This is a genomic window from Fluviicola sp. (genome assembly GCF_039596355.1).
Taxonomy (GTDB): domain Bacteria; phylum Bacteroidota; class Bacteroidia; order Flavobacteriales_D; family Crocinitomicaceae; genus Fluviicola.
Genome location: NZ_JBCNJW010000003.1, coordinates 249847 through 267561, shown reverse-complemented (window position 1 = coordinate 267561; position 17715 = coordinate 249847). Strand labels below are relative to the sequence as shown.

The 17715-nt window shown below is 43.9% G+C and carries 23 protein-coding genes; 13 read left to right on the top strand and 10 right to left on the bottom strand.

The genetic code is table 11. The annotated features are described in order from the left end of the window. The first annotated feature begins 43 nt into the window (after positions 1-43). Together ABDV94_RS09175 and ABDV94_RS09170 are read left to right on the top strand one after the other, a co-directional pair. On the top strand, positions 44-778 hold the full coding sequence (locus tag ABDV94_RS09175; RefSeq protein ID WP_343606721.1) for a hypothetical protein: 735 nt from the start codon (positions 44-46) through the stop codon (positions 776-778). Positions 779-781: 3 nt separating this feature from the next. Then, positions 782-1186, top strand: a complete 405-nt coding sequence (locus tag ABDV94_RS09170) for a hypothetical protein (protein WP_343606719.1) — start codon at positions 782-784, stop codon at positions 1184-1186. 8 nt (positions 1187-1194) lie between these two features. Here the strand turns inward: ABDV94_RS09170 and ABDV94_RS09165 are convergent, their stop codons facing one another. Next, on the bottom strand, positions 1195-1590 hold the full coding sequence (locus tag ABDV94_RS09165; RefSeq protein WP_343606717.1) for a hypothetical protein: 396 nt from the start codon (positions 1588-1590) through the stop codon (positions 1195-1197). A gap of 141 nt (positions 1591-1731) precedes the next feature. On the opposite strand from ABDV94_RS09165, the gene ABDV94_RS09160 reads away from it, so the two are divergent. After that, positions 1732-2436, top strand: coding sequence for a hypothetical protein (locus tag ABDV94_RS09160; protein ID WP_343606716.1), 705 nt, complete (start codon positions 1732-1734; stop codon positions 2434-2436). Beyond that, complete coding sequence (locus ABDV94_RS09155) at positions 2433-2804, top strand: hypothetical protein (protein ID WP_343606714.1); 372 nt, start codon at positions 2433-2435, stop codon at positions 2802-2804. Before ABDV94_RS09160 ends, ABDV94_RS09155 begins: the two co-directional genes overlap by 4 nt. 113 nt (positions 2805-2917) lie before the next feature. Here ABDV94_RS09155 and ABDV94_RS09150 read toward each other — a convergent pair whose 3' ends face one another. The 3 genes from ABDV94_RS09150 to ABDV94_RS09140 are packed head-to-tail and all read right to left on the bottom strand — an operon-like array spanning position 2918 to position 6237. Then, positions 2918-3436, bottom strand: coding sequence for a heavy metal-associated domain-containing protein (locus tag ABDV94_RS09150; RefSeq protein WP_343606712.1), 519 nt, complete (start codon positions 3434-3436; stop codon positions 2918-2920). Between the two features lie 47 nt (positions 3437-3483). After that, positions 3484-5700 carry a carboxypeptidase-like regulatory domain-containing protein gene (locus ABDV94_RS09145; RefSeq protein ID WP_343606710.1) on the bottom strand — a complete coding sequence of 739 codons (2217 nt, stop codon included), beginning with the start codon at positions 5698-5700 and terminating at the stop codon, positions 3484-3486. A gap of 48 nt (positions 5701-5748) precedes the next feature. Beyond that, complete coding sequence (locus ABDV94_RS09140; protein ID WP_343606708.1) at positions 5749-6237, bottom strand: hypothetical protein; 489 nt, start codon at positions 6235-6237, stop codon at positions 5749-5751. 65 nt (positions 6238-6302) lie between these two features. Between ABDV94_RS09140 and ABDV94_RS09135 the strand changes: the two genes are divergently transcribed. The 3 genes from ABDV94_RS09135 (at position 6303) to ABDV94_RS09125 (ending at position 8295) form a co-directional block, all read left to right on the top strand. Continuing rightward, positions 6303-6704, top strand: coding sequence for a Fur family transcriptional regulator (locus tag ABDV94_RS09135; protein WP_343606706.1), 402 nt, complete (start codon positions 6303-6305; stop codon positions 6702-6704). Continuing rightward, positions 6701-7579 carry a cation diffusion facilitator family transporter gene (locus ABDV94_RS09130; RefSeq protein WP_343606704.1) on the top strand — a complete coding sequence of 293 codons (879 nt, stop codon included), beginning with the start codon at positions 6701-6703 and terminating at the stop codon, positions 7577-7579. Before ABDV94_RS09135 ends, ABDV94_RS09130 begins: the two co-directional genes overlap by 4 nt. Before the next feature lie 110 nt (positions 7580-7689). Next, positions 7690-8295, top strand: coding sequence for a NifU family protein (locus ABDV94_RS09125; protein ID WP_343606703.1), 606 nt, complete (start codon positions 7690-7692; stop codon positions 8293-8295). A gap of 102 nt (positions 8296-8397) precedes the next feature. On the opposite strand, the gene ABDV94_RS09120 is transcribed toward ABDV94_RS09125, so the two are convergent. The 3 genes from ABDV94_RS09120 to ABDV94_RS09110 form a co-directional block, all read right to left on the bottom strand. Next, entirely contained in the window at positions 8398-8892 is a 495-nt protein-coding gene (locus ABDV94_RS09120; RefSeq protein WP_343606701.1) for a hypothetical protein, read from the bottom strand. Next, a complete protein-coding gene (locus ABDV94_RS09115; protein ID WP_343606699.1) occupies positions 8879-9787 on the bottom strand; it encodes a hypothetical protein in 909 nt (302 codons plus the stop codon). Before ABDV94_RS09115 ends, ABDV94_RS09120 begins: the two co-directional genes overlap by 14 nt. A gap of 211 nt (positions 9788-9998) precedes the next feature. After that, positions 9999-10256 (bottom strand): hypothetical protein, encoded by a 258-nt coding sequence (locus ABDV94_RS09110; RefSeq protein WP_343606697.1) that lies wholly within the window; start codon positions 10254-10256, stop codon positions 9999-10001. Between the two features lie 272 nt (positions 10257-10528). Between ABDV94_RS09110 and ABDV94_RS09105 the strand changes: the two genes are divergently transcribed. Further along, positions 10529-11236, top strand: coding sequence for a carboxypeptidase-like regulatory domain-containing protein (locus tag ABDV94_RS09105; RefSeq protein WP_343606695.1), 708 nt, complete (start codon positions 10529-10531; stop codon positions 11234-11236). A gap of 83 nt (positions 11237-11319) precedes the next feature. Here ABDV94_RS09105 and ABDV94_RS09100 read toward each other — a convergent pair whose 3' ends face one another. Both ABDV94_RS09100 and ABDV94_RS09095 read right to left on the bottom strand, forming a co-directional pair. After that, on the bottom strand, positions 11320-12408 hold the full coding sequence (locus ABDV94_RS09100; protein ID WP_343606693.1) for a mannose-1-phosphate guanylyltransferase: 1089 nt from the start codon (positions 12406-12408) through the stop codon (positions 11320-11322). Further along, positions 12398-13033 (bottom strand): SprT-like domain-containing protein, encoded by a 636-nt coding sequence (locus tag ABDV94_RS09095; protein WP_343606691.1) that lies wholly within the window; start codon positions 13031-13033, stop codon positions 12398-12400. Before ABDV94_RS09095 ends, ABDV94_RS09100 begins: the two co-directional genes overlap by 11 nt. Positions 13034-13338: 305 nt before the next feature. On the opposite strand from ABDV94_RS09095, the gene ABDV94_RS09090 reads away from it, so the two are divergent. Together ABDV94_RS09090 and ABDV94_RS09085 are read left to right on the top strand one after the other, a co-directional pair. Then, entirely contained in the window at positions 13339-14079 is a 741-nt protein-coding gene (locus ABDV94_RS09090) for an ABC transporter permease (protein WP_343606690.1), read from the top strand. Further along, entirely contained in the window at positions 14079-14840 is a 762-nt protein-coding gene (locus ABDV94_RS09085; RefSeq protein ID WP_343606689.1) for an ATP-binding cassette domain-containing protein, read from the top strand. Before ABDV94_RS09090 ends, ABDV94_RS09085 begins: the two co-directional genes overlap by 1 nt. A 154-nt stretch (positions 14841-14994) precedes the next feature. Here ABDV94_RS09085 and ABDV94_RS09080 read toward each other — a convergent pair whose 3' ends face one another. After that, complete coding sequence (locus ABDV94_RS09080) at positions 14995-15639, bottom strand: murein L,D-transpeptidase catalytic domain-containing protein (RefSeq protein WP_343606688.1); 645 nt, start codon at positions 15637-15639, stop codon at positions 14995-14997. Positions 15640-15790: 151 nt separating this feature from the next. Here ABDV94_RS09080 and ABDV94_RS09075 point away from each other — a divergent pair, with 151 nt between their 5' ends. The 3 genes from ABDV94_RS09075 to ABDV94_RS09065 all read left to right on the top strand — a co-directional run bounded on the left by ABDV94_RS09075 (position 15791) and on the right by ABDV94_RS09065 (position 17707). Beyond that, positions 15791-16210 (top strand): hypothetical protein, encoded by a 420-nt coding sequence (locus tag ABDV94_RS09075; protein ID WP_343606687.1) that lies wholly within the window; start codon positions 15791-15793, stop codon positions 16208-16210. Next, complete coding sequence (locus ABDV94_RS09070) at positions 16194-16808, top strand: YdeI/OmpD-associated family protein (protein ID WP_343606685.1); 615 nt, start codon at positions 16194-16196, stop codon at positions 16806-16808. Before ABDV94_RS09075 ends, ABDV94_RS09070 begins: the two co-directional genes overlap by 17 nt. A gap of 83 nt (positions 16809-16891) precedes the next feature. Continuing rightward, positions 16892-17707, top strand: a complete 816-nt coding sequence (locus ABDV94_RS09065; protein ID WP_343606683.1) for a DUF5668 domain-containing protein — start codon at positions 16892-16894, stop codon at positions 17705-17707. The last annotated feature ends 8 nt before the right edge of the window (positions 17708-17715 follow it).

Below are 17715 nucleotides of genomic sequence, written 5' to 3'. Positions count from 1 at the left end.
TTTCGATACTTTTCTTATTATTGTCAGAACCAAATCACCGCTTATGTTTCGAATAACAATCCTGGCAGTCATTTCCCTTCTGATCCTGGCATCGTGCGACCAAAACAACCCCGCACAAAAAACAATCCCGGCAGAAAAACAACTTGCTTTCCCGCAGGTTTTCGATACCTTTCAGATAGATCAATTCTTCCGTCATTTTCACGAGGAAAATCCGGTTTGGTGTTCAACTGCAGCGTATCGGTTTCACTACATCGGGCAGCGAAAAGACAGCATTTACCTCCTTCCCATGGTTCGTTTTCAACTTCCGATCTTACCTCCGATTGATGAAATAGAACAGCAAACCGAACCCGAAGAAACACCCTTTTCAAAATACTACATTGAATGGGATGATGAACGTGATTCCAAATACACGTTGGGAACCGAAGCCGACATTGAGATTCGCTTCGATACGAAACGGAAAATTGCCGGTTCGCACCCTGTTTTACTGACCAATACAAGCAAAGACACTTGTTTGATCGGGTATGGAGATTACCTGCCATTGATCCTGGAAGCAAGGAACATCCATGGGGAATGGAAACCGATTCAACAACGGTTTATGTACATGTGTGGAAACGGTGTCGGATCGATTCTTTTACCTCCGGGCGAAATGGTCCTGACTTTAGCTCCGGTGTTTAACGGAGAATATCCCACCCAGCTCCGGTTTTGCTTCGGAAAAAACTATTCGAAACCTTTCCCGGGAAACATTCATTACACGCAATTTGACTTCAAACCTTATTAAGCAATGAAAAAATACCCGGACATCGCCCGAAAGACTTGTGAACTACTGGAACAATTGCACGAAGCGAGCAGCGATGCGGAAATAGAAATCTTGCTAACGGAGTTGCACGGCATTCAGTACGGTTCGAACGCGATGAGTGTTTTCCAGTTCTATCTTCCGCTGGTTGCTCATTTACTGTATTACAAACCCGCATGCGAAAACGAGGTATTGAAATACCTCATCGGGCCACTTTTTGCGCTGGGCGTTTCAGAAGCAGACGATTTTATAGCCATCATTCAATCCGAAGCTAAAAACCCGGATCAGTTATCGGATGAAGGGCAGCGTTGGGCAATCCATGCTCTACCCGAATTAAGGGACGCGATCAACCGGGAAATTGAAATCTGCGAATGGGAATTAGGTGAAGAATAAGCCGGAAATCAAAATACTCCGCTCCACCACTTTCCCAGTGGGATAAAAACAAGCGGTGAAAACAACAGAATCAATTGAAAAAACAGGTCGAGCCATTCTCCTTTAAATCCAGCGTAATTCCGATGAAACACAATGTGCAGATGCCTGTCGTACCGCTTCCGGATGATGCTGTCAAAAAGCTTGTACAGCATCATAAACGATAGTGGAATAAATGTCGCTCCCAGGTAGTACGGATCATTCCAGCTTCCCAAATCATTGATGATCAATTCAAAGGTGATCCAGGGAAAAAGCAGCGAGATCAACAGAAACAGCACATACATAAAATACGCTCTCAGGAGGTAATGTGCAGGTGTCAGGCTGAAAATCACCACAAACAAAAAGGCGATGCAAAAGATTTGGTACATGTAAATTCAAAGGTATTCATTTCAATGAGGTTTAATGTAGGAATTCCAGTGATTTTGATGGAAAACACCAGATGCTTTTCAATAAATCCGAAATTGAAACGTTATGATCTGTAACACCGAATCCAATAAACAACCCAGCCCATGAATGCCATCCAGCGATTAGCACGACACCTCATCCTGAAAACGTTTGATCTCACCGTAAAAACCATTCAGAAACTGCACGATGAGCAGTCTGCATACGAACAAAAGAACGAGTGGATCCGGACTCTTCCGGAAGGTACGCTCGGAGCAGACATTGCACGTTGTCTCGATCAAAACGGGGTCAAACTCGTTCCGGGTTTCGAAAGCCACGATCTGAAACACGTACTCCTCGGTTACCAGATGACCCCGGTCGATGAAATCAGGTTGCAGGCGTTTATGATCGGGAACCGCAATTACAGCCTGGTTAGTTTCGCTATCCTGGTTTTTGGGGCTTCCCTGCTCCCGGATGAATGGAGAAATCTATACCGCGATTTCAAAAAGGGCAGAAAAGCGCTTCCGATCCGCACCTGGACGATTGAACAATATGCTCACCGCAATACCCTCGAATTGAGAACCCAACTGATGGAAAACAGCACACAAAAAGCGGAACGACCGGCTCTCAAAAACCTTGTGATGTATGGAGCTGTTTGTTCCGTCGCGGCGGGAATTTCCGGCATGTTGTTCTGCCTGCCGTTTTTGTTTTCTTCCGATATTGCAGACCTTATCGGTGCAGGGTTTTCATTCGTGGGCGGAGCTATTTTAACAGTCGGTGGACTCCTGGCGCTTGCAAACCTGAGTAAAAAATCAGTTATTTCAGAATCATGATTGCAATTGTTCTCAACTTCATGGCCTTTGCCGGATGTGTTTTCTGGTTCCACAAAATCCTGAATAACGAAAAGCGGCCGCTGATTATTCCTGTCGTATTGAGCTATCTGGGAAGTGTCCTGGTCTGCCTGTTTTTGTCATTCGCGGCACAACACGATTACCTCGACGGCGCGATTCAACTTGTTGTGGCGGGAATTTTCCTGGTTCTATTCTGGCTTTGGACAACGATTGCCATCATTGTAAAACACATTCAAACCGGCAATCCCAAACGGATTTGGATTGATCTCGCTCAAAACAGTTTGTTGGTGGTCTTTCCCTTACTGATTGCATCAGTGATCAGCAATATGTCTTTTAAAATCGGGGGATAAAATTTCCCGCTGATTCCGCAGGTTTCAAACAAAAAACCTCGTACCCTTCGCGATCTTAGTGGTTTTTACCACCAGGTACACGAAGAGCACGAGGATCGTTTTTTACAATCAAATCAATGACCGCCAGGCTTACAACACGCCGGTAGTTTATCGAAGGCTGCCTGATCTGCTTTGACTTCATCAGCCTGGTAACCTAACTGGCTCACCTGCTTCTTGATTTCGTCCAGCGTGATCACATCATTTTTGAATTTCACAGTCAATTTTCGCGAATCCACATCTAATTCTGCGAATTTAATCCCTTTAGTATAATTCAACGCTCCTTCGATACGTTCTTTACACTCACCACATTCAGCACTGGTCTGGATCACAACGGTTTCTGTTTTTCCGCTTGGTTTCTGGCCGAATCCGAAACTGCTCATCAGCAGAATTGCAAATAATAATAAACTGGTTTTCATCTTTTCTATTTTAAGTTTTACATATTTTATTTTCTCCGAACGTCCTGGTTCTGGAAGTTTTTGATTGAAAATTTCGTCAATCAGTTCAAAGGGGTGAAAGCCTTCAAAGCGTTTAAAATCAAATTTGAACTCTTGAACTCTTGAACTCTTGAACTCTTTTAATATCTTAATTTTCAAACAACTATTTAAATCTTTACTATTCTATTAATAAGAGTATTCCCCTCCTACTTTTTCTCTGTTTTTCGTTTAATTTCATATCTGAACCCGGCATAAACAACCGTTCCCATCACCGAAGCCCACACACGCGTTGCATCAAAGGTCGGATCGTATGGATTGTTGGCACTGATGATCGGATTTTTCTGTTTGAAGTTAAACAAATTCTCTCCGCCCACATACACATCCCAGCGCTTGAAGTGGCGTGTAACCTGCGCCAATCCAACCGGCACTACCTGGCTTTTCTCGTTGGTTAAACGGGTTCCGTCGGGAAGTGTCACATCCGGCAAACGCATCGGACTGTATACAGAAACCGTACCATCGATCTCCCACTTTTTGTTTCTGCTGGCAAACGCCACATTGAACAAACCGCGGTGCTGCGGAATCATCACCTGCTGGCGCAAACTTCCGGCATAATCTGCTTTTACCTCCAGGTATTTGTATGCCAAACGGAATGTAACTGTTCTCCAGGGCATGAAGCTAAGTTCGGCCTGAAAGGTGCTGCTTCGCGAGGTATTGGACTGGAAACCGAAGAAGATCGAATCGGTTGATTGTTCGCGGTCAATGATCAGCTGGCGGCTGAAGCGCGCGTGATAGAAATCGGCAGAAATGCTTGCCGCACGGTTCCACCATCTCATGGAGCGGATCACTGAAATTCCTGAATTCCACACTTCTTCCTGCTGGTTGCTTCCGTTTACCACCCAGGTTTTGGATGTGGCAAGCAAAGAGGAATTATCCATGATGATCGTTGGCAAACGCCATGCTTTCCCGGTCGTAACGCGCACGTCTGTGTATTCATCCAATGCGCATTTCGCATGAACGCGCGGCGAGAACTGGAATTTCGCTTTCTGATCGCTGAATGCCGTTTGATAATCCGCACGCATTCCCGCAACTAATGTGAGACGCGTTCCGGTGTAGGTGTATTCGAAAAAGGCTCCCGGTGTAATCACATTCCGGTTGAAGTTGACCGAATCCAGGTGCTGCTGCAAATCCTGACCCACGGCAGACAATCCGACTTTGTATTTATGAGCCGTTGTCCCGATAATTCCGTCAAAAATGGCATTGATATACCCGCGCAGTTCTCTTCCTCCGAAATTTCTCAGGCCGTACAATCCATCCGATTGATGGTATTTGAACTGGTAGACAATTCCGAGACTCTGATAGGGTTTGTTCGGGAACAAAAAGCCGGTTTTGGCAAAGAATTCGGCATGCTGATTGGTCGTTTCTGCTTGATAGCGGTTCGCGATTCCATACAACTGCCCTCCCTGGCGCTGATCGTAATAGGCATTTACGCCAAAACGCGATTCGAACTTTTTCCCGTTGTATTCCCAGCGGTTCATAAACGACCCGGATTTACTCAAAGGCGCATCGCGGAATCCATCTTTGTTCATGTCCCATTCGCTTTGCAGCGTTGAAACGTGCGCAAAGGTTCCGGTGCTCCATTTGTCGTTGATGATTTGTCCGCCGTGGACATTGAGTTCTGCTCTTCCGAGTGTATTTCCGTAACCGTTTACAAAGAAACGCTGCATGGTAGCCGGTTTCCGGAATTCCACATTGATAAGTCCGGCCATCGATTCGTAACCGTTCACAACCGATCCTGTTCCTTTGGTAATCTGGATGGATTCTACCCAGGTTCCCGGCACGGAATTCAATCCGAAACTGCTTTCCAAACCGGTCAGGAAGGGGATATTTTCCATTTGTAATTGGGTGTACACACCGTCCAGTCCGAGCAACTGGATCTTTTTCGCCCCGGAAACGGCATCCGTAAAATTCACATCGACCGTGGCGTTGGTTTCAAACGATTCGGACAAGTTACAGCAGGCAGCTTTTTTCAACTCACCTTCGCCCAGGTTTTCTACCTGCAGTGGTTTCAGGCGTGAAAAGGTTTTGGAATCCTGTTTGAATTCCACCACCACTTCATCCAGTTCATCGATTTCAAACAGGTCAATTTCCATTCCGGAAAACCGATCGTCTTTGGTAACTGTCACCGAATCGGGTTCGAAACCGGGTGCAGAAACGACCAGTACATCCGGCAGTTCTTTTGATAATATGATTTCAAAGCGCCCCTTTTCGTCTGTATAGACCTGGATTTGTGCTTTTCGCAAGATCACTTTTGCTTGTTTCAGCGGTATTTTCCCTCCGTTTTTTATTCCAAACACGATTCCCTGCAATTGGGCGTGACTGAAGGATATAACAAACAGGAAAAAACCGGAAAGAATGTATTTCATTGGTTTTAACGTTTAATTCTACTTCACTTTTTAGTCAAAAGGAAGTTTCTATAAACGCCAGATACACCATTTAGTTAACCGTTCGAGAACCGATAAGACGGTGGGGGGATCAGAACCGGAAAACAGCTGCTGATCTTCGTTGGTCAGAATAATTTCAAACGGGGAAAAGAATGATAAAACGGATAGTTCTTCAAAGGTTTCGGTAAAAACCGGGTGTACGCTCTGAAAGAAGAAAAAGGAGAACTGCCAATTGGACACTTCGTCCACGCAACACTGCCCTTCCACGCTTTCCTGGTGTTCTTCCACCACTACTTTCGGTGCGGAACAACAAGCAGGTTTCACTTCTTTTTCGTGTTCCTTCGCGCACTCATGAGAAGCTACAAAAACAGATTGATGAACCTGATTTGCACTGAAACAGGTATGTTGATAGAATGGAATACCGATGGTTCCCATCAGCACGACCACAATCATTCCTATTTGTAAAATTCGCTTCACGTGAATCCAAAAGTACGAAAAAAGAACTTCGTTTAATTTCATAAAAAAGATTTATCTTGAAATGCCAACGGATTAAACTTCGTACCTTTGTTACCTGTAAAATCACAATGAAGACAACAAGAAATACAGCTGCCCGGAGTGCCATTTTGGAATTAATCAACGATTCGAATGTGGCACTGTCCCAACCTGCTATTCAGCACAAGCTGAATGGGTTGTGTGACCGTGTGACGATTTACCGCGTGCTCGACCGCCTGCTGGATGACGGGTTGATTCATAAGATTGTCAATGTCAATGGCGTGGTGAATTACGCTGCTTGCAGTTCCTGCAATCACAAACACGAGCATGGACACGAGCACGAGCACATTCATTTCAGTTGCCGCATTTGCAGTGAGCTGACTTGCCTCGACCAGGTCATTCCCTCCTTCGCACTTCCGGAGGGTTTCCAGGCGGAAGAGACGTTCTTCACGATTTCCGGTATTTGTAAAAACTGTCAAGATTCCCCGGCATGAGTGAGAAGCATGATAAGGCTGAAAAAACAGCCTGGTTCAGCCTGATAGGAAATTTCCTGATGGCGGCGATGAAAGCAATTGTGGGGTATTTCGGAAACTCTTATGCACTTATTGCCGATGCGATTGAATCTACCGGAGATGTTTTTTCATCTGCTTTGGTCATTATCGGGTTCCGCTATGCCAAACGTCCACCGGACGAAAATCATCCGTACGGTCACGGGAAGGTCGAGCCGCTGATCACTTTCGTGGTGGTTGGATTTCTCGTTGCTTCCGCTACCCTCATTATTATTGAAAGTATCCACAACATTCAGACACCTCACAAAGCGCCTAAATCCTACACCTTATGGTTCATTGCTGCGGTTGTCCTGACGAAGGAATTGTTTTTCCGCTTCGTGTCCAAATCCGGGAAAGAGGTCGGAAGTTCGTCTCTCGAAGCCGATGCCTGGCACCACCGCAGCGATGCCATTACTTCTGCGTGTGCTTTTGTCGGTATTGCCATTGCCGTATACATGGGTGACGCGTGGGCACAGGCAGATGATTGGGCTGCTTTAATTGCGTCCTTTATCATTTTTTACAATGCGTACAAAATTTTCCGGCCTGCCTTGGGTGAAATTATGGACGAACACCGCTACGATGATTTCATTGCTATTATCCGTGAAAAAGCGATGGAAGTGGAAGGAATTCACACCACTGAAAAATGCTGGGTACGCAAATCAGGTATGCGTTATTGGGTAGATTTACATATTCACGTAGACGGAAACCTGAGCGTACACGAAGGACATACCATTGCCCACAACCTCAAAGAGCACCTGATCCAGGCCTTGCCGGAAATTGAAGATGTTCTCGTACACGTAGAGCCAGCTGAACATAATTGAGAATGGAGCATTGAAAAGTAGGTTTCGGATAAAATTCTCCGCCCTTTTCAATTTTACATTTTCACTTTTCAATTTAGAGTATCTTTGTAGAAATAAAATTGACAAACATCATGACATCAGTTCCAGTTACAGTATATGTTGAAATGACTCCCAATCCGAACACGATGAAATTCGTCGCGAACAAGTATTTATTGATTAACGGAGAGTCTGTAGAGTTTCATTCAGGTGCTGAAGCCAAAGGCTACTCACCGCTTGCTGAAGAGTTATTTCATTTTCCTTTTGTAAAAACGGTTTTCATCACGGCAAATTTTGTGACGATTGCTAAAAACGACACCATTTCCTGGGATTTCGTAACAATGGAGTTGCGTGAATTCGTGAAAAACTGGATTGTTGAAGGAAAAGATATTTTGATCCAAATGCCGGCTCCAAGACCGAAAGCAGCTGACGAAGACAATGCGAAACCGGTTAAAGAGTACGCTCCTTCCGAATACGATGATGCCATTCGTTCGTTGTTGGATGAATATGTACGTCCGGCAGTCGAAGGTGACGGAGGTGCAATTGATTTCGTAGGTTTCGAAGAAGGAACCGTTACCGTTGCTTTGCGCGGATCCTGCTCCGGTTGCCCGTCCAGTACGGCAACTCTGAAAGGTGGGATTGAGAATTTATTGAAGCAGCACTTACCGGATGTGAAGGAAGTGGTTGCTGAATCTTTGTAATTAAGAAGAAGTTTAAAAAAGAGGGGACGCGATGCATCGCGTCCCCTCTTTTTGTTTTTATTTTCTGGACGTAATATTGCGGAATTACGCCCCACAAGCATCTCACTTCCACCCAAATTCGGTCGCCACCAATTCCCAGTTTTTATAATCCAAATTTAAAAACAAAGGTTTCTTTTTTGCCCCGTGAAGAATAATCGTCGGGCCGTAGATATCAAGATTGTATTTCTGCATCATGTAATTGCTATCGACAAAAATGCGTTGGTTTTTCAATTGATCCAGTTCTTTGGTAAAGGCCGTTGCTAATTCAGGTTTTCCGCCCAGGATGACTGTTCCTTCATGATTATTCCTGATTAATGATCTAAAAACGGTCTGAACACATTTATCGCAGCTATTTAACGGAACAAAGTACAGTGTATCAAAAGCAGCATCCGAAACTTCGGCAGAAAGTTCTTTCCGTACATACAGCGACAATTCCTTTTTTCGCTGATAAGCATCAAAGTGAAATTTATATGGAGTTGATTCAACAGCCGTATCTGGTTCATTTTGACACGCTCCTAAAAATAAGATTGAAAAAATAAGCAGTTTAAAAAAATGCATAATAAGTAAACGTTTTATGATTTTTAGCGGATAAGATGTAAACCGTTTTATTTGTCGTGATGACATTGGTAAACACATATTCATTAGGATTGAAGTAATGAATGTGTCCTTTTTTTGATTTTAAGTCCAGCACTTCCATACTCCATCGCGCATTCAGCATCGTATTTTTTAGTCCCGAAGCAGTATTAAAAAACGGCTGCTGATGTTTCGCTATCCGCACTAATTTTTCAGAAGTGGCATGTAGCCCGATCACGTAGGGATTCACCACATATTTTTCATCAAGCACTTTAAAATCACCAAGCTCACCCCTGGCAATATCCTTTTTTAGAATCTTCGCCAATTGGCTTGAAAAACAAACAGGAATACTTTCGTGCCTGTTCGTCTTCAGATTGAATTTGACAGCACCATTTACAACACTGGATGATACAAAGAACTCATCATTTTGAATGCGGGATGTAATAGGGGAATCGGAAAACGGGGCAAACAATTCGGCATCGTGATTCTCATAATTCGCTAACCCTTTCAAATAGTTCAGGTCTTGATCAAACAGCCCGAAGACATTGTTTTTGGCAGAAGCATCATCATATGAGACAATAGGAAGCAGCAAGTGTCCTGTATACGCCGTTAATCCGAAGTTCAGGAACGGAGCAATCTTCCCGACCGAACTTTTACTAAATCTCAAATCGATGTGTTTACCTGTTTGCGGATTATACCAGGTGAAAATTTCCGGGTTGTCGTTCCAGGTAATCAACATGCGATTATCACCGGTAATTAAAAAATCAGAAACGGATTCATGAATAGGCGGCAATTGAAGCACGTGTTCTATTGGGCGGAAGTTCTTTCCATCCACCGATTCATAATAAACCAGATAGTTTTTTTCCGTAAACAATATCATCGAATGACCGATCTGTTTGGGCGGAATATTGGAACTTAACTCTCCCAGGGAATCTCTTCTTTCAAAAGAAATGGAATCAACTGCAGTGTTCGCTTGAACACGTTCGAATTCAACAGCTTCACATTGGTTACATGTTTCAACTATTGTTAATGGATTTGATGAGCAGGCAGTAAACAGAAATGGGGAGCAAAACACTCCCCACTTTAAAAAATTAAAGACCACGGTTGCAAGGGTATTCTGTAATGTTGCAACCTCCATTTACCCCTCCGGCACTTACCCGATAGCAATCCGGAGAATCAATGGTTCCGGTTGTACTGCATTTGTAATAAGCTACTCCGCTCGGACAAAATAAGATTGTCTTTTTACACGGCTCAAGCTTCTTTTTAGAAGAAGTGGTAGAGGAAGAAAATGAATACAGGGCTCCGGCTAAACCAATAGCCAGTACTCCGAAGAGAATTGATTTTTTCATGATTAAATTATTTGGTTACAGCAATATAAAAAAAATAAAACAGCTTCTCCAGGTATGAAATGTTAAATTCAGGGTAATCCGGAGTGATTTAACACTTGAATCAATTCATTTTTCGTTGATTTTCGCGAATTAATCTCTCGTGAACGTCCTATTTATGAACCACACTCGGATGATAATCAACAACTTAAACCCAACATTCATTTTTTTCTTCCTCTTTTTATGGAATCTCCTCCCTACCCACATCTCTATAGAAATCAATTAAAATTTCAATCATGAAAACAATCACATGTATCGCAGCGTTGTTTCTGACAGGAATGACTTTCGCTCAAAACACATTCGGAGATATCATCGGAACTTTTGTAACACCCGACAAAAAAGAAGGCGTTTTCGGAGCATTTGTTATCACCTCCCGTGGAGACCAGGTTTTCAAAGCCGTAACCGATGAAGATGGAAGGTTCCGCATCTCCGCAGTTCCTGCAGGATCTTACAAGGTCTACTTTATTTTTGAAGGAGATACTACGTATGCACCGGAAATGGTCGAAGTAGCGCCAGATGGTTACGGGAACACGGGAATTGTTGCTCAGGCAAATGTAAACGAACTAGACGTTTTTGAAGTTATTGCCGGTCCTCCGAGTTTAAGACTGGGAGTTACACCGGAGGTAAAACTCACCGCTAAAGACATCAAGCACATGTCCGTTAAATTCGATGCCAAGCAAATGGTTACTGCCATTTCATCCGATGTGAAGCTTTCCAATGACGGAGAACTCATCTTCCGCGGAGCACGTAAAGGCGATGTCATCAACTACATCGACGGGGTAAAAATGACCGATGTTCAAAACGTACCAAGTGCTGCTTTAGGCTACATCATGGTGTACTCAGGAGCTATTCCGGCAAAATACGGTGACACAACCGGCGGAGTAGTCGTGATGGAAACTTTGAGCTATTTCGACTTGCTTCGCGAATACAACAACAGACCTTAACATCTTAGAACCAAATCCACCCGATGAGATCAAAAAAATGGGCGCGATACATCGCGCCCATTTTCTATTTATTCAAATTTCTGTTATTTCTTGAAAAACTCCGGGCTGGATTCTTCCATCGGAGCCATGTATTTTTTCAAATTCTGCTCGTCATGCTGATTCAGGATCATCAGCATATTATCTGATTCCACGATAATGTAGTTCTCCAATCCCTGGATCAAAGCCAGTTTATTACTTGGCAGATTCACGATACAGTTTTCCGAGTTGATCATGTGTACATGGTCTCCGATCACTGCATTTCCGTTGTAGTCTTTTTCCAGGTGCGTGTACAAACTTCCCCAGGTTCCCAAATCGGACCAATCGAAATTTGCCAGAACCACATCGACGTTTTTCGCATTTTCCATCACCGCAAAGTCAATCGAAATGTCTTCACAAGCCGCAAAAGAAGCATTGACATAGGACTGCTCCTCCGGTGTGTTGTATTTCTCCGACTGATCGGTAAACAAATGATACAATTCCGGTTTGAATTTCTCCAGAGCATTCAGAATCGTTTTTGCACGCCAGATGAAAATTCCCGAATTCCAGTAGTAATTTCCGCTTCTCAGGAAAATTTCTGCCAGTTCGCGGTTCGGTTTCTCGGTAAAATGCTTCACATCTTTCACCTGTCCCGGAAGAATATCACCGTCTTCAATGAACTCAATGTAGCCGTAACCGGTATCAGGGCGCGTCGGTTTGATTCCCAACGTCACCAAACGATCTTCTTTATTTGCCGCTGAAATAGCCGTGTTGACAATTTCAGTGAATTTATCTTCTTTCAGGATCAGGTGATCCGACGGAGCAACAATCAAAGTCGCATCCGGGTTGCAGGAATAGATCTTCGCTGCGGCATACGTGATGCACGGAGCGGTGTTTTTGCGTTCCGGTTCGGTCAGAATCTGCCCGTCTGTCAATTCAGGAAGTTGTTCTTTTACCAGCGAAGCATAGTTTGCATTGGTAACAATGTAGATATTTTCTGCCGGAGCAATGTGTAACAACCGCTCAAAAGTCATCCGTAAAAGGGATTTCCCGATTCCAAGCACGTCTAAAAACTGCTTCGGACGCTGCGCGGTTGACATCGGCCAGAACCGGCTTCCGATTCCCCCGGCCATAATTACACAATAATTATTTTTCATAGTTGTTTTCTAGAAGTTGAACTGTTGCAAGTGAATGAATTAAAAATTGGCGCTTTGAAGGCACTTCGGTACACAGAAAACGGGTTCGTCTCAATTCTCCTTTCACAAAGGTTTTTCCCTGCAAAACAAAAGTAGCATTTTTTGGGATTTCCTCCAGTATGATCTCCCCTCCCTCCCGTTTATCGTACTGGCGCAATACGCGTGAAAGCTGGGTATCTGTGCAGGATGAAGCCTTCATATTGGTCAGGCTGGTCATCAACGCAATTTCAATATCCTTCGGAAGCAACCCGGTTTGAATAGCCGGCCAAAGCAATTTCCGGAATTCGGCTTTCCATTCCTCGCCATGCGGTTTGACCCGGAATCCGAATTGAACGTATACTTTCAGATGAGCAAATTCGTGCAGTGTGGTGATCAGGAAATTGTACGGATTCATGTTTCCATTGACCGAAATCCGGTGGAAAGATTCTCCCGACTGTGGCGCACGGTAATCTCCCAATTTGGTTGCCCGCGGATTGGTGATCGCAAAACGAACCGGATGACTCGTCAGCAGATCAGCCACCATGGACTCAAATCCAGCCGGTAAATAAGGCTTCAGCTGTTGTTCGTATCGTTCTTTCTTTGTCAAAGTATCTTTCCGGTCTACAAAAATAAGGGTATTTCCGGCCCGAAGTACTGCGCAACCCAACAAGTTATCAGTCCGATGCGGTGGATAAACCACTTTTTTAATTGAAAGTTACAAGGGAGAATTGAAAAGAATTTATACTGACTTGATTCTTGATCATTCATCATTATCAATTGCAAATGATCAAGAAACACCCTTTTAACTTTTCCCTTTTAACTTTTACATTTTCAATTTTCAATTCTCCCTTTTCAATTTTGCATTTTCAATTTAGCCCCCTCTATTCCTTTTTTTTTAACTTTATATCCGAAATGGCGATCATACAAAACATTGGCAAGTATTTCATGATGATGTACATCGTGTTTTCGAAGCCGGAGAAGTGGAGAATATTCCGCAAGCGTTTTTTTGAGGAAATGGAACTCATTGGAGTCAAGTCGATTCCGATTGTTGCCTTGATGTCTGCCTTTATGGGAGCGGTCATTTCCCTGCAAACGGCATCCAACATGGATAATCCGCTGCTTCCTTCTTACACGATCGGTTACATCACCCGTTCTTCTACGATCCTGGAGTTTTCTCCAACGATTATTTCATTGATTTTAGCCGGAAAGGTCGGTTCCAATATCGCTTCCGAAGTGGGAACCATGCGTGTAACGGAACAAATCGACGCACTGGAAATCATGGGGGTCAATTCCCTGAGCTACCTCGTGCTGCCGAAAGTGACCTCCGCTATGGTATTCTTTCCGATCCTGATTATTTTCTCCATCGGCTTGAGCTTGATGGGAGGCTGGTTGTCTTTGCTGCTTTCCGGACTTTCTTCTACAGAAACATACGTTTACGGAATCCGCTTCTTTTACAGAGACAGCGATATTGTTTATGCATTGACCAAAACAGTGGTGTTCGCATTCCTGATTACATCCATCGCATCATATAAAGGTTACTACACCAAAGGAGGTTCCCTGGATGTCGGGAGATCTTCCACGGAAGCCGTAGTAAGTTCCAGTATCGCGATCCTGATTGCCAATTTCTTCCTCACTCAAATGTTCCTGTTGTAATGATCCAAGTTATTCACGTTAATAAAACATTTGGGGAAAACCAGGTACTGAAAGACGTTAGTGCTACGTTCGAAAAGGGAAAGGTGAACCTCATCATCGGGCAATCCGGTCAGGGAAAGTCCGTTCTGGCAAAATGCATCGTAGGACTTCACGAAGTGGATTCAGGAGAGGTGTTGTACAGCGGACGGGATTTCACGAAGATGGATCGTCTGCAACGCAAAGAAATCCGACAGGAAATCGGGATGTTGTTCCAGGGATCGGCACTTTTCGATTCGATGACGGTGGAACAAAACATCATGTTCCCGCTCACCATGTTTACCAAAATGAGCAAAAAGGAAATGCTTGATCGTGTAAACTTCTGTCTGGAACGCGTAAACCTTGCGGGAAGAAACAAATTGTACCCGGCCGAATGTTCGGGAGGAATGCAGAAGCGGATCGCTATTGCACGCGCTATTTCCATGAACCCGAAATATTTGTTCTGTGACGAACCGAACTCCGGGCTTGATCCGCAGACCTCAATCCTGATCGATAACCTCATCCGTGAGATTACTTACGAATACGGAATTACCACCATTGTGATTACACACGATATGAACTCCGTTATTGAGATTGGCGACAGCGTGGTTTTCATCAACAAAGGTCAGAATTGGTGGCAGGGCGACCGCAAATCAATCATCACGACAGATAACAAGGAAATCAACGACTTCGTTTTCGCTTCAGACTTTATGAAGGAAATCAAAGAGAAAATGAAAGAGCAATAGAGAATTATGAATCCCTAATGCCTAATGCCTAATGCCTAATGCCTAATGCCTAATGCCTAATGCCTAATGCCTAATGCCTAATGCCTAATGCAAAAATAATCCTCTCGCATTCGTAATTCGTAATTCGTAATTCGTAATTCGTAATTCGTAATTATCAATAATAAATCTTCAGGATCATCGGCTTTGATTCTCCATCAATAATCGGGATCAATTCTTCGAAGTAATTTTCGGAAAGCATGGCACAGCCCAAACTGTTACAAATCGGGGAATACTGTTCCTCATCCGGAACGCAGCTGTAACGGTGCAGCACGATGGCACGGGCCAGCGCTTTATCGTTTGATTTTTCCAACCCGAGGAGTTTATACGATTTCCCGAAATTTCCCTGGTACGCATTTCCGATTTGATACATGCCAAGCGACGTCATATAGGAATTCGGCGTATTACTGAACTGAAGGGAATCTGTTCCGGGAATTTCCGACCCGGCTCCATGAGCACATAATCCTTTGGAGAGAATCTCGTTCGTTTTCAAATCCACGACAAAAAAGCGGTAGTATTTCGATGGAATTTTCATATCCACCAGGATGGCTTTCCGTTGGGAATAAACCGTTCCCCGGCTCTGAACATATTTTTTGACGGCTTCAATCTGCCGGGGCAATACATGCTGAATCCGGAGAGAATCGTAATCAGATGCAACACTTGCTGCTTCAGCTTCGATGGAATTCAGCTGTGATTTGGATGATTGGGAAAATGTGCAAGCTCCGCCGATCAGGAGACTGACAATAAAGTACAATTTGGTCATGCTCAGTTTTTTGTTCTAAACGCTCAAAAATCAATTTTGGTACAAAATACAAATCCTATTGAAACGAGTAGTGAAAATGAATCGTGATAATTCCCTTTTCAATTTTAACTTTTCAATTTTCAATTGATATATTTACATAAATACGTTTGATATGAATAGAAAAACGATCGCTATTGTACTTGGAATAATTATCGGTGGACTTTTTGTTGCTCTGGGAGACAGTTTGAGCCTCTATCTTTTTCCTCCCTCCAAACCATTTCCCATTGACCGTGCTTTGATGGCTGAGTTTGTTGAAACAGAAGTACCGTTCGGCGCGAAACTGATTATCGTCAGCAACTGGGTATTTTCTGCTTTCGTAGCCGGAATCGTGAGTACCTTCATTTCGGGCAGAACTTCTTTCAAACCCATGCTTGCTTCAATCGTTGTGCTCAACGTACTGGCACTGATCAAACTCATGCTCGGTTATTACCCGAACTGGATGACCATTACCTGTTTACTGGCATTTATCCCGACCGGATTCATTGCCTATTTCCTCATTCGTAAAAAGAAGACCGATGAAGCAGCAGGATGATCGCATCACAGCTTATATTGAAAAATCTGCAGATTTTGCACAACCGATCTTAAAACAATTACGCGAAACCGTTCATGCTTTCTGCCCCGACGTAGAGGAAGGCTGGAAGTGGAGCTTTCCGCATTTCATGTACCGTGGTAAAATCCTGTGCAGCATGGCTTCTTTCAAAAAACACTGTGCTTTCGGTTTCTGGCTTCAGCCTGAAATGAGTGATTCCTATGGGATCTTCAAGCGTGCAGAAGAAGGCGGCATGGGTGCGCTCGGAAAAATGACTGCTCTTTCGGATTTACCGGACCGGGAACAATTGGGAGCTTACATCCTGGAAGCTATGGCACTCACCGAACAGGGAGTGAAACCGCGCGTTTTGACCGGAAAAGCGGAAAAACCGGCATTGAAAGTTCCGGCAGAACTCCAGGAATTGCTGGATCAAAATCCACAGGCGAAAAGCGTTTTCGAATCCTTTCCGCCATCCCACAAAAAGGAATACATCGTGTGGATTGTGGGAGCAAAAAGACCAGAAACCAAACAACGGAGACTGGAACAAACGCTTGAAAATCTGAAAGAAGGAAAGTCAAAAGAGTGGAAATACGGACGTTAACCGATTTTCGTCCACCATTGACCGATTTTGACTGGTGAACTGCTGATCCTTCCCGTACCTTTGTCATGTAAATCGTTCAGATTATGGAAACAGATAACATGAATATCCGCACGGAAATCGAACACGAAATCCTAAAAGCACAAAAAAGTCACCGACGCGGAAAGATAGCAGGAGGCCTTGCCATTATATTCTTTGGTATCGTATACCTGCTAAAACAACTGAAATATGAAGTTCCCGAGTACCTGCTCAGCTGGCAAATGATCCTGGTGGTGATCGGAATAGTTGTACTTGTTAAGCACAAGTTCCGAAAAATGCACGGCTACATCCTGATTGTGATCGGGTATACCTTTCTGCTCACGGAATGGTACCCGAAACTCATCGATGTCAAGTTGATTCTACCGGTTGGCTTAATTATCGTTGGCCTCTTCATGATCCTCACCAATAAGAAATTCGGGAGAAGACACAGAAGACATCACCGGTTTACGAGGGAAAACTGGAAACACATCCACGAAGCACACCAACGCGGTTACGGTTCGTACAAATACAACGAAAACGACTTCATCGACAGCGTGAGCTTCTTCGGTGGAATTACCAAAACGGTTGTGAGTAAAAACTTCAAGGGAGCAGATATTGTTTCCATCTTCGGAGGATCGGACATCAATCTTTCACAGGCAGATTTTGAAGGTCGTGTAGTGGTCGACATGACTACCATCTTCGGAGGAACGACCCTTACTATTCCGAATAATTGGGAAGTTATTTCTGAAATAGCCAGTGTCTTCGGAGCATTTGAAGACAAAAGACCGGTCTACACCCGTGAAGCAGGAGAACCGAATAAAGTCATTATCCTGAGAGGAACCTGCATGTTCGGGGGAATCGAAGTCAATAGTTTTAGCAAATAAACAATAAC

What these genes read in the sequence shown, in the direction of transcription:
- ABDV94_RS09125 (WP_343606703.1), top strand. Translation starts at nt 7,690, where the DNA reads ATGACATCAGTTCCAGTTACAGTATATGTTGAAATGACTCCCAATCCG.
- ABDV94_RS09135 (WP_343606706.1), top strand. Translation starts at nt 6,303, where the DNA reads ATGAAGACAACAAGAAATACAGCTGCCCGGAGTGCCATTTTGGAATTA.
- ABDV94_RS09070 (WP_343606685.1), top strand. Translation starts at nt 16,194, where the DNA reads ATGAAGCAGCAGGATGATCGCATCACAGCTTATATTGAAAAATCTGCA.
- ABDV94_RS09130 (WP_343606704.1), top strand. Translation starts at nt 6,701, where the DNA reads ATGAGTGAGAAGCATGATAAGGCTGAAAAAACAGCCTGGTTCAGCCTG.
- ABDV94_RS09080 (WP_343606688.1), bottom strand. Translation starts at nt 15,639, where the DNA reads ATGACCAAATTGTACTTTATTGTCAGTCTCCTGATCGGCGGAGCTTGC.
- ABDV94_RS09145 (WP_343606710.1), bottom strand. Translation starts at nt 5,700, where the DNA reads ATGAAATACATTCTTTCCGGTTTTTTCCTGTTTGTTATATCCTTCAGT.
- ABDV94_RS09140 (WP_343606708.1), bottom strand. Translation starts at nt 6,237, where the DNA reads ATGAAATTAAACGAAGTTCTTTTTTCGTACTTTTGGATTCACGTGAAG.
- ABDV94_RS09110 (WP_343606697.1), bottom strand. Translation starts at nt 10,256, where the DNA reads ATGAAAAAATCAATTCTCTTCGGAGTACTGGCTATTGGTTTAGCCGGA.
- ABDV94_RS09105 (WP_343606695.1), top strand. Translation starts at nt 10,529, where the DNA reads ATGAAAACAATCACATGTATCGCAGCGTTGTTTCTGACAGGAATGACT.
- ABDV94_RS09100 (WP_343606693.1), bottom strand. Translation starts at nt 12,408, where the DNA reads ATGAAAAATAATTATTGTGTAATTATGGCCGGGGGAATCGGAAGCCGG.
- ABDV94_RS09090 (WP_343606690.1), top strand. Translation starts at nt 13,339, where the DNA reads ATGGCGATCATACAAAACATTGGCAAGTATTTCATGATGATGTACATC.
- ABDV94_RS09120 (WP_343606701.1), bottom strand. Translation starts at nt 8,892, where the DNA reads ATGCATTTTTTTAAACTGCTTATTTTTTCAATCTTATTTTTAGGAGCG.
- ABDV94_RS09170 (WP_343606719.1), top strand. Translation starts at nt 782, where the DNA reads ATGAAAAAATACCCGGACATCGCCCGAAAGACTTGTGAACTACTGGAA.
- ABDV94_RS09115 (WP_343606699.1), bottom strand. Translation starts at nt 9,787, where the DNA reads ATGATATTGTTTACGGAAAAAAACTATCTGGTTTATTATGAATCGGTG.
- ABDV94_RS09075 (WP_343606687.1), top strand. Translation starts at nt 15,791, where the DNA reads ATGAATAGAAAAACGATCGCTATTGTACTTGGAATAATTATCGGTGGA.
- ABDV94_RS09165 (WP_343606717.1), bottom strand. Translation starts at nt 1,590, where the DNA reads ATGTACCAAATCTTTTGCATCGCCTTTTTGTTTGTGGTGATTTTCAGC.
- ABDV94_RS09175 (WP_343606721.1), top strand. Translation starts at nt 44, where the DNA reads ATGTTTCGAATAACAATCCTGGCAGTCATTTCCCTTCTGATCCTGGCA.
- ABDV94_RS09155 (WP_343606714.1), top strand. Translation starts at nt 2,433, where the DNA reads ATGATTGCAATTGTTCTCAACTTCATGGCCTTTGCCGGATGTGTTTTC.
- ABDV94_RS09065 (WP_343606683.1), top strand. Translation starts at nt 16,892, where the DNA reads ATGGAAACAGATAACATGAATATCCGCACGGAAATCGAACACGAAATC.
- ABDV94_RS09085 (WP_343606689.1), top strand. Translation starts at nt 14,079, where the DNA reads ATGATCCAAGTTATTCACGTTAATAAAACATTTGGGGAAAACCAGGTA.
- ABDV94_RS09160 (WP_343606716.1), top strand. Translation starts at nt 1,732, where the DNA reads ATGAATGCCATCCAGCGATTAGCACGACACCTCATCCTGAAAACGTTT.